Origin of the sequence: Acetobacter fabarum (assembly GCF_011516925.1) — a bacterium.
In the GTDB taxonomy this organism is placed as follows: Bacteria; Pseudomonadota; Alphaproteobacteria; order Acetobacterales; family Acetobacteraceae; genus Acetobacter; species Acetobacter fabarum.
Genome location: NZ_WOTG01000029.1, coordinates 1 through 8455, shown reverse-complemented (window position 1 = coordinate 8455; position 8455 = coordinate 1). Strand labels below are relative to the sequence as shown.

Annotated in this window: 5 protein-coding genes and 2 pseudogenes; 1 reads left to right on the top strand and 6 read right to left on the bottom strand. The window is 51.7% G+C overall.

Going from position 1 to position 8455, the window contains the following annotated elements; genetic code table 11:
- A pseudogene (locus GOB83_RS14205) lies at nucleotides 1-186 on the top strand (IS5/IS1182 family transposase); the annotation flags it as partial.
- Between the two features lie 114 nt (nucleotides 187-300).
- Here GOB83_RS14205 and GOB83_RS14200 read toward each other — a convergent pair.
- From GOB83_RS14200 to GOB83_RS14175, 6 genes and pseudogenes are all read right to left on the bottom strand, one after another.
- Nucleotides 301-759, bottom strand: a complete 459-nt coding sequence (locus GOB83_RS14200) for a hypothetical protein (RefSeq protein ID WP_165926567.1) — start codon at nucleotides 757-759, stop codon at nucleotides 301-303.
- A gap of 9 nt (nucleotides 760-768) precedes the next feature.
- Nucleotides 769-3213, bottom strand: coding sequence for a hemagglutinin repeat-containing protein (locus GOB83_RS14195; protein WP_242005887.1), 2445 nt, complete (start codon nucleotides 3211-3213; stop codon nucleotides 769-771).
- A gap of 194 nt (nucleotides 3214-3407) precedes the next feature.
- On the bottom strand, nucleotides 3408-5984 hold the full coding sequence (locus tag GOB83_RS14190) for a two-partner secretion domain-containing protein (protein ID WP_165926566.1): 2577 nt from the start codon (nucleotides 5982-5984) through the stop codon (nucleotides 3408-3410).
- Complete coding sequence (locus GOB83_RS14185; RefSeq protein WP_242005886.1) at nucleotides 5984-7687, bottom strand: ShlB/FhaC/HecB family hemolysin secretion/activation protein; 1704 nt, start codon at nucleotides 7685-7687, stop codon at nucleotides 5984-5986. Before GOB83_RS14185 ends, GOB83_RS14190 begins: the two co-directional genes overlap by 1 nt.
- 60 nt (nucleotides 7688-7747) lie before the next feature.
- Complete coding sequence (locus GOB83_RS14180; RefSeq protein ID WP_165926564.1) at nucleotides 7748-8335, bottom strand: invasion associated locus B family protein; 588 nt, start codon at nucleotides 8333-8335, stop codon at nucleotides 7748-7750.
- A 23-nt stretch (nucleotides 8336-8358) separates the two neighbouring features.
- Nucleotides 8359-8455, bottom strand: a pseudogene (locus GOB83_RS14175) (IS5/IS1182 family transposase); the annotation flags it as partial.

Genomic DNA, 8455 nt, shown 5'->3' with positions numbered 1-8455 from the left:
GCTATCTGGAGACGATGGAGTGGTTATCATCGACGAAGCCGCGTTGAGACGAAAATGCACTGCATCAAGCTGCTGGGCCAGCGTCTGACAGCACGCGATTTCGACCGTCAGGTCACCGAAGTTCATGTCCGGATCGCCGTCCTCAATCGCTTCACAGCCCTCGGAATCCCCCTCACACACCCTGTCGCGTCAGAAAACCCCTCAAAGATTGCAGTACGCCCAATCGCTGGAATTGTGCAACAGAGCCGCACCGCACCATAACTGACGACACGCCCTAGAATCACTAGCCAAAGGCATCAATCATCGGTTTTTCAATCTCTCCACGGTCAAATAACATATCTCTTTTATTTTTTTTATATCATTGGTTGCGGCAAGGGCTTCATATAAGCAATCATAAAAAGAATCTAAATTTTTAGAATCTATGGCATACATCACTGAGTTTAATGATCTGGCCTTCTGGAACCAATACATTGCCTTTTTTTCAACATCTATATGTCCACGATCCTCCAGTATATCGAAATATTTATTGTCTATATACTGTATTGTTTTTTCAAGCTCTCTTCTCTCTGGTATGCTTATTAATTTTCCTGTTTCGAAGTATGACTGAATATTATCATTAAGGTAGTCTTCTGAATGGCTAGTACTACATGCCCATTTCGCAATTAAACGAGCTATTAAAGAGCGTTCATCGCTTGTGAGTCTTTCTCCATATTCAACTAGTTCAGGAGAAACTTGATTGAGACGTATACTTAAATCCATTATTTTTCTTTACTTTTTTATTGAGGTGGCAGGCAATACGTTAACATTCTTTATCGCCAATGCACAAGACGAACAAATGGGTCTACCAGCACCTATTGCTCTAACAGTATAGCCCTGCTCCTTAGACCAGTTTATTATATCAGTCTCCGCATGGCCCGTGCCAGATATAACTACATCTTCAGAGCGTAATTTTTGCGCCACGCCACTCCGTAAGTATCCACGAGGTTCGCTTGTGGATATTACTGTTACTTTTTGTCCAGCCGTATTTTTTACGATACCGACACCCATCGTCACGCGACCTCTCGCCCCTTCAGGTATGGCTGATTGTAATTCGTTAACTCTTTGCGTGATATAAGCATTATCTTGTTCTTGTTCTTGTTCAACAACTTTTTTTGCCGCTTCGGTCAGGTTTTCTGAGCCCGTTGGCGTTTTTGCCAGAAGCTCTTTTCTTCCCTCTGGTGTCGTCAACAGTCGGTTGACTTCACGAGCCTCTAAAAGCGCATTCTCCATCCTTGAAACGTCATTGTCACTAATAACCCGCGGCTGATTGGGATCTGTTAATGTTTGTAGTTCGGGGTTAGATGGATCCAGTCTTGCCAGTTCATGTGCATCAATATCGTAAGTCTGTTCTCTGAATTCTTCCGTGACTTCTCTTGAACTGGGGCCTAACACCCAGTCCAGAGCCTCTCTCGTATTACGAGGCCCCTTATTCGCTTCTTTTTCATCATTTTCGTTTGCCTGATTGAACTGCTGTATGGCTGATGCGTAGCCAGCGCCAGCCAATGCATTGAGCATGGTGTGCCCAGAACCACCCGCAGCGGCTCCCCCCGCAGCTCCAGCGCTGGCCCCTATCGCATTACTCAGCATGTTCTCAATCACACGCTGGGCATTTCCATCAGTCGTGATGGCTTGTGCGACTGAGCCTGCCCACTCACGCGTTGCTATCGCAGCCGCATCTCCCGCTGCCGTACCGGCAGCCGTTGCTCCGATATTCCCACCAGACAACCCAGCGACCAGAGCGCTTCCTGCGGTCTCTAGCCCTATGCGCCCCCAAGCATTACTGACATCTGTTGTGCCAAAACCGGAAATCCCGGCATGATCCAGCGCATCGGAAATAACCCCGCCCACTTCACCCACGACCTGTGATCCGACCTGCTGGATCTGCAGGTCATTCTGCATCTTCTGTGCATCAAAGCTGTTCGTCAGCGGATGATTGGCACTCGAAGGATCACGCGAGAGTGTGCCGCTTACACTCCCCGCCGTGACCACCACGTTTGCCCCGATTGCTGACCGGGTTACAGAACTGGCGTCCTGATGCACCGCAGCGCCCAGAAGACCTCCCGCGTTGGACGCCATACCCGTACCAATCGCCGTCAGCATATGGCCCGTGCCACCACCCGTCGCACCACCGGGATTCATGACATTGGCCTGATACCCCATCGTCTTCGCACTGGCATCGGCATAATTGGCAATGTCGCTGGCGATCAGCGAACCGGTTGTCACATGGTTCAGTGCCGCATCGGCCGTGCTTTCGATAACGCCCCCGTTCAGCGTCGTCGCATCCGCCACAGAAACAGTCAGGCCACCTACACCCGCATAAAGTCCGGACTGGGTCGCTTCCGTCGACGCGTAACTGTCTGTCGTCTTGCTGTGGCTGAAGCTCGCACTCCCGCCTATATCTCCTGCTCCCCACACGGGAACAGAAAAGCTTGCATTCACACCAGTGGTTTTGGAGTTGTAGCGAGACGTATCCTGCGCTGTAGTGATCGTCAGATCTTTAGCTGCAACATCAATAGAGTTACCGCTGATCTCAGCTCCGTCCAGCGTTGTCGCGCCCGCAGCATTGGCAATAGTGACGTTATCAGTGCCAACAACGGTCGTATCTACTGCTGTGCTGGATGATGCGTTGGTCTTGGTTTTGGAAAAACCGAACTGTCCCTCAACGCTGACACCAGCTCCTTGTGTACCAATACTAGCGGAAGCTCCAACACTGGCAGAAAGCGACTTGGAGCTCGCAACCTCATGCGTCGTGTCATACCCTGCTTGGAGCGTTACATTTCCAAGGGCGGTTAAAACCACATTCTGTCCGGACAGATTCGAAGCTGTCGCAATAATGTCGCCTGATTGAGCGTCCGTTGGTGTGCCTCCCGTAGCCGTCACGGACAGGGTATTCCCGGCTTCCGCCGATGAACCCTCGACTTTTCTGGTCGTCAGCGTTGTTTTCGATTTTTCAAGGTCAAATCCGACATTTGACCTGACTGCAATCAGATCAATGTTGCCGTCGGGGGTATCACCTTTTTTGAATAAGTTCGACAGGGATGTAACTTGCGATATGCTTCCTGCGGTACTGGCCTGAATGCCTGTCATTACACCGGTCATGGCGGCCTGTGCGCCATCTGCGGCCGCCAGCTTGCCGCTATCTTTCCCAGATGCCTGAGACGCGGCAAGCGCCATGTCCACCATCTGACCGACAATAGAGTTCGGATCGAGACCAGTCGTGTTCCCGATAAACATCGACTTATGAGTCTGGGTCTGGGTTGTTACGTCATTCAGGGCATTGAATGCGACCGAAGACCCGGTAATGGCTGCTTCTTTCGCGGCACCCAGATCAGACGCGTTAATCGTGACTGTGCCATTCGCTGTGATACTCAGATTCCACTGTTGGTAATGTTCCCCTGTGTCGTGACGTTAAGGAAAGCCCCAGTGCCCGCCGTTTCGATCCGGCCAGAGTTGGAAAGCCCCTCTCCTGTGCCTGTTCCATTCAGGACAAGGTCCAGCGTGCCATTCTCGGTCGCGATCAGCCCGCTTGCAGCATTCGTCAGACCTGTTGCATCAAGGTACAGGCCCTGCCCCCCTACCAGAACGCCCTCGGTCCTCAGGTCTTCAGAGGCCTGTACAGAAAGATCTTTCCCCGAACTCATGACGCCATTGGCATCATCACGCCAGTTCCCCGTCACCAGGATCAGGTTTCCTGCCGCTTTTACTGCTCCTCCCACATTAGAGAAGGACAGTGCGGAAGAGGGCGCACTCACCGCGTTCAGCGCAATATCGCCGTTCAGCGCCAGAACGCTGCCAGCGTCATTGCTGATAGTGGAAGCAGCTACTAAAACAGTTCCACCAGCCTGAATGATACCTCCAGATGTATTATCGAGCGCTGTCATCATTGCACCGGAGCTTCCAGCAGCAAGAGTCACATCGCCGTTAATGCCAAGAAGAGTTCCCGCCGTGTTGGCTAGGCTCGTTGTCTCAACATCCAGGTTATTTCCTGCCTGCATCAGGCCGTTGTGGTTATCGAGAATAGAAAGCGGTGCTGAGGTAATGCTATTATTAATCCCGAGATCGTGTCTTGCCAGAAGTTTCCCGTATGTGTTGTTCAACGTTGTCGAGGAAACCCTCAGATCGGTCCCGGCCCTGATCGTACCGTTATCGTTGGAAAAGGCCCCCGTACTCGTCAGGCTCATTCCACCGGCACTATAAAGCGTACCTGTATTGCTTACTGTCCCGGTAACTGTATTGCCGGATACGCCATCAAACAGAACACTGTCATTTGCTGCCTGTCTTTGACGATCACCCACGTTCAGACTGAGAGAACCACCTGTCGCAAGCAGAAGACCTGACGCCGCATTCGTGAGGCTGTCGGCTGTTACAAGGACATCTGTGCTTCCGCCAAGGGTGCCTTCATTGTCCAGATTGCCAGACACTGTGACAGCCAGTGCCTGTTCTGCTGTGAAGAAAGAGTGAGCATTAGAGCTGTAGCTGCCCAATGCTGCCGTCAGATTACCACCAGCCTGAATGACACCCTCATTATTGGTGACATCCTGCGCCGATAATATCATGTTGCCAGATTGGTTGAGGACCGTCCCCCCAGTGTTATCCAGCGCGCCAACCGCTTCAATTGAAGCCAGACCTGCCGTATTCGATATCTTCCCGCCAACATTTGAGAGAGAACTGGCACTGTTCAGTGTCAGGTCTGCCTTTGATGCGATTGTTCCGGTATTTGCGATAGACGCTGCCCTGGCAGACAGACTACCATTCGATGCGCCAATACCACCGCTATTGGTCAGGAGGCCCTGTGCTGCAAGAGACAGCATACCGCCTCCCGCTGAAATCGTCCCACTATTACCGATTGTTTCCGCTTGTGCGGTTAGTGCTGTGCCCGCACTGATGCGGCCACTATTAGCCAGTGCATTGGCCGCCTCAAGTTGCAGACTGGTACCCGACTGCAGGCTGCCGGCATTAGTGATCTGACCACTGGCCTGGGCCTGAATAGTACCGCTGGCAGCCAGATTACCATTTAGTACCAGATCACCTGTATCGGTGAGGGTCATGTCTCCGGCATTGGCGGCCATGGCGCCGTCGACCCTTACACCTGCCCCAGCTTCGTTAACCACCATGTAGATACGGTTTGAATAGAGTCCACCCAAGGCGGCCGTATCAATGGCAAATTCGGGAGTAGCTGTCCCATCGGAAGCTAGTGTGTGGGCAACGTTGGTGCCATAATCAACCCGGTTACGTCCAGCTACAATATTGGCTGTCTGAGCATTCACCTGTGCCTTCAGCGTCACGGATCGCGAAAGGACATCCAGCACTGGCACTGTGGTGAAATCCCCACCCGGCCCTGAAAAAGTGATGTTACCTCCTCGAACAGCTATATCCTTGAGTGCACCACTCGCATCCATTTCCGGCTTGCCTGTCGCAAGGGTGACACGTGCCGTATTGATGAAACCACAGCCTGAACAGGTAATTCCGTTTGGATTAGCGACAACGACCGAAGCTTGATGCCCGGCTATTTCCGTATAACCCAGCATCAGAGTTGGAAGGGAACCCGTCACCTCATTCAGAATGAGGTTCGCCGAATGGCCATTAAGATTACTATTACCGTAAACTGCACCACCGATCTTCGTCTCTGTCGCTGACGTAGCATTATTCAGAATGACACCACGTTCAGGTACCCCGTATTCCAGAAAGTCATTATGCGACACACCAGCAGTATTCGGAGTGGCGATGTTGACCTGATCGATCCCATTCTGGGTTTTATCCAACGTCGGCTCAGGTCCCGCTGCATGCGGATCAATTACGATCTGCGGTTCTGCCTGTTGAGCTAATGCGACTGAAATAGTTGACGTAAAAAGCAGGCAGGTTGCGACCAGAACACGCAGACAACGCTGCATCAATGTTGTGGTGGGGAGCATTTCGAGAATAGTATGCCTATAGGCCGTATTCATTACATCTTCGCTCCCACCTGAAACAGCGTAACCAAACCTTCAGAAGGGAGAGGGCCGGTATAGATCGAATGTGTAAGGGAGACGTTCCAGAAAAATGGACCTGTGGTCTTCCTGAGGCCGAGGCCTCCCCCTGCCATTTCTCCGCCTTTAAGTGCCGGAGGCATGGACGAAGAAGTAAACCCCGCCCGCACGACACCGACGTCCAGAGCAGCATAAAGCTGCGTGCCTTCGATGACATGGTGACAGAGAAAAGCGAACTTCCCACATTTCTTGTCCAACGATGGAAGCTGCCATGAAAAATCATTGCGCATATAGCCGCCATCGTTACCCAGCAGGACCTGTTCCAGAAAACCCCGAACTGAATAAGGCCCGCCCACCTGTAACTCGTTGGTCGGAAACTGGTCTCGGGTGCTGTATTCAGCATGTAACGATGTATGCCATAACACGTTGGGCATAAGGGGTTTATACCCATCTATATCCAGTGAAGGCTTAAGATAAGACGAATGGGGCTCCTGCAAGCCAGGATGAGCAATGTTAGACCACGTCCCGGCCCCGGCTACGGCAACCTTGAGACCGCCTGTGATGTACCAGACCCCGCCCCATCCTTTGAGAGATTCACTGACTTGCAGGTTAACGAAGGACTGCCGTGCGGTTTCAGTATCAATCACAGTATGATTGATTTCAGAACCGAATGATTTTCGTTCGTAACTGACTTGGAAAGACGTAATGCCAAGGCTGTTCCGCAGCAGCACCCGTGAAATTCCCAAACGCCAGTCTCGCCGACCACCAGAAAGATGATAGAGATCGCTCAGGCCGCGCAGGGGGTATTCATCTTCTGAATGCCACCATGAACCGAAAACAGTCCAATAACCAAAAGGGATTGAGCCATTAACGGAGAGATAGGATGTTCCCCGCTGTCCAGCCTGGCCCACGAGTGAGTGATCATATTCAACTGACCACAGATCCAGAAGTCCCAAGGGGTTCTCTGCCGTCAGCATGGCATGCCCTGTTTCTTGTCCCGTGATTTTCTGGCCATAATTGTCAAACCAGACTTGGCCATGCAGCACACCGCGCTTTGGCGCGCTGATCACAACAGTTGAGGTGCCTGCTTTCGCGCCGGGGATAATACGCATGCGGGCCCCCCAGTGGCTCAGCCTGTTCATATCTTCTATCCCCTGCTCCAGGTCACGGAGATTGAGGATTTTCCCATGTAGAGCGGGAAAGGCCATGGCAATTGCCAGCCGGGTTGGGCGCCCTTCCAGCTTGAGCTCTGTCAGTTTTCCCTCAATGACGACTATTCTGAGGTGTCCGGAGGAAAGCTTCTGTTCTGGCAGATAAGCGCGGGAGGTAATATATCCTTGCTGAACATAGGCTGCGTTCAGTGCGTCAATCAGGCTATTAAGATCTCGCACAGTCATGCAACTACCCACATGAGGCTGAGTCATATGCCCGATATCTGCTTGAGAAAGCCGTGAAATTCCTTCCACAGTAATACTATGAATTGTCACGCATCCCCTGGAGCCCTGCGCTGGAGATGCGGGTTTATGAAGATCAATATCACCCGATGGCGGCGGTAAAGCGTCCAGTTGTTCTTGATGCTGTTCAAAGCGCTGATACTGATCCTGTGCGGATCCTGGCCCTGCCGGCATAATCCCACCGGGCAACCCCGAGACCTGCCCCATTGCCAGATCTGGCATAGTCATGATGACCAAACCAGCGAGAATCTGCCATCGCATACGCTGTGGCCCGAACTATGCGACGGCTCAGGAAGGGGCTTTCTGCGTAGCCCATGTCTCGAGAGCACCTAAAGCATCGGAAAAATGATTCATGCTATAATTTATTGTTACAGTGCCCCCTCCTTGTGAAGGAACACGAGTGACACGAATATGACCTGTTTCGGCAGTTTTCAGACCAGCCATGGTGGACGGAGTTGTTTGCGTGGTCGCAAGACAGCCTGAAGCATTGCAGACCAGATAAGGTAAATTCAAAGGCTTACCATTATCCATCGTGAGCGTTGGAAGCGTGGTCAGGTCAAACCCGAGTGGAACCATAAGACTCAATTCATATGGACGTGTCGTAATTGGTTCCTTGGTTGATGCAGCTCGAGCGACAATAACCATACCCAGTGCGACTGACTTGCCATCCTGCTGCATCGTCAGCTGTTGGGCTGCAATACACAATGACGCGGCCCGGGTTGCCGGAGCATAAGTGCAGCTTGCTTTCCATGCTCCAAAATTATTCTGGATGGTAGGGGGGGGCGTTGGGGCTTTAGATACAGACGAATCTGCATGTGCAACAAAAGAAATTCCGGAAAAAACGATAATAGAAGAAAGCAGTAATTTTTTATTCACTTTATCTCGCCTTAGAGCCTGAATCAGAAAGCGGTTTGATTGATTTTTCGCAGAACTCTGCGGATATGGGCAATCATCAACCACGCGTGGGATGACGAGATTGTTGCCTCGACATCCTTC

Excerpts from the sequence above, each read along its gene's own strand:
- GOB83_RS14200 (WP_165926567.1), bottom strand. The coding sequence starts at position 759 with ATGGATTTAAGTATACGTCTCAATCAAGTTTCTCCTGAACTAGTTGAA.
- GOB83_RS14195 (WP_242005887.1), bottom strand. The coding sequence starts at position 3,213 with ATGGCGCTTGCCGCGTCTCAGGCATCTGGGAAAGATAGCGGCAAGCTG.
- GOB83_RS14190 (WP_165926566.1), bottom strand. The coding sequence starts at position 5,984 with ATGAATACGGCCTATAGGCATACTATTCTCGAAATGCTCCCCACCACA.
- GOB83_RS14185 (WP_242005886.1), bottom strand. The coding sequence starts at position 7,687 with ATGACTATGCCAGATCTGGCAATGGGGCAGGTCTCGGGGTTGCCCGGT.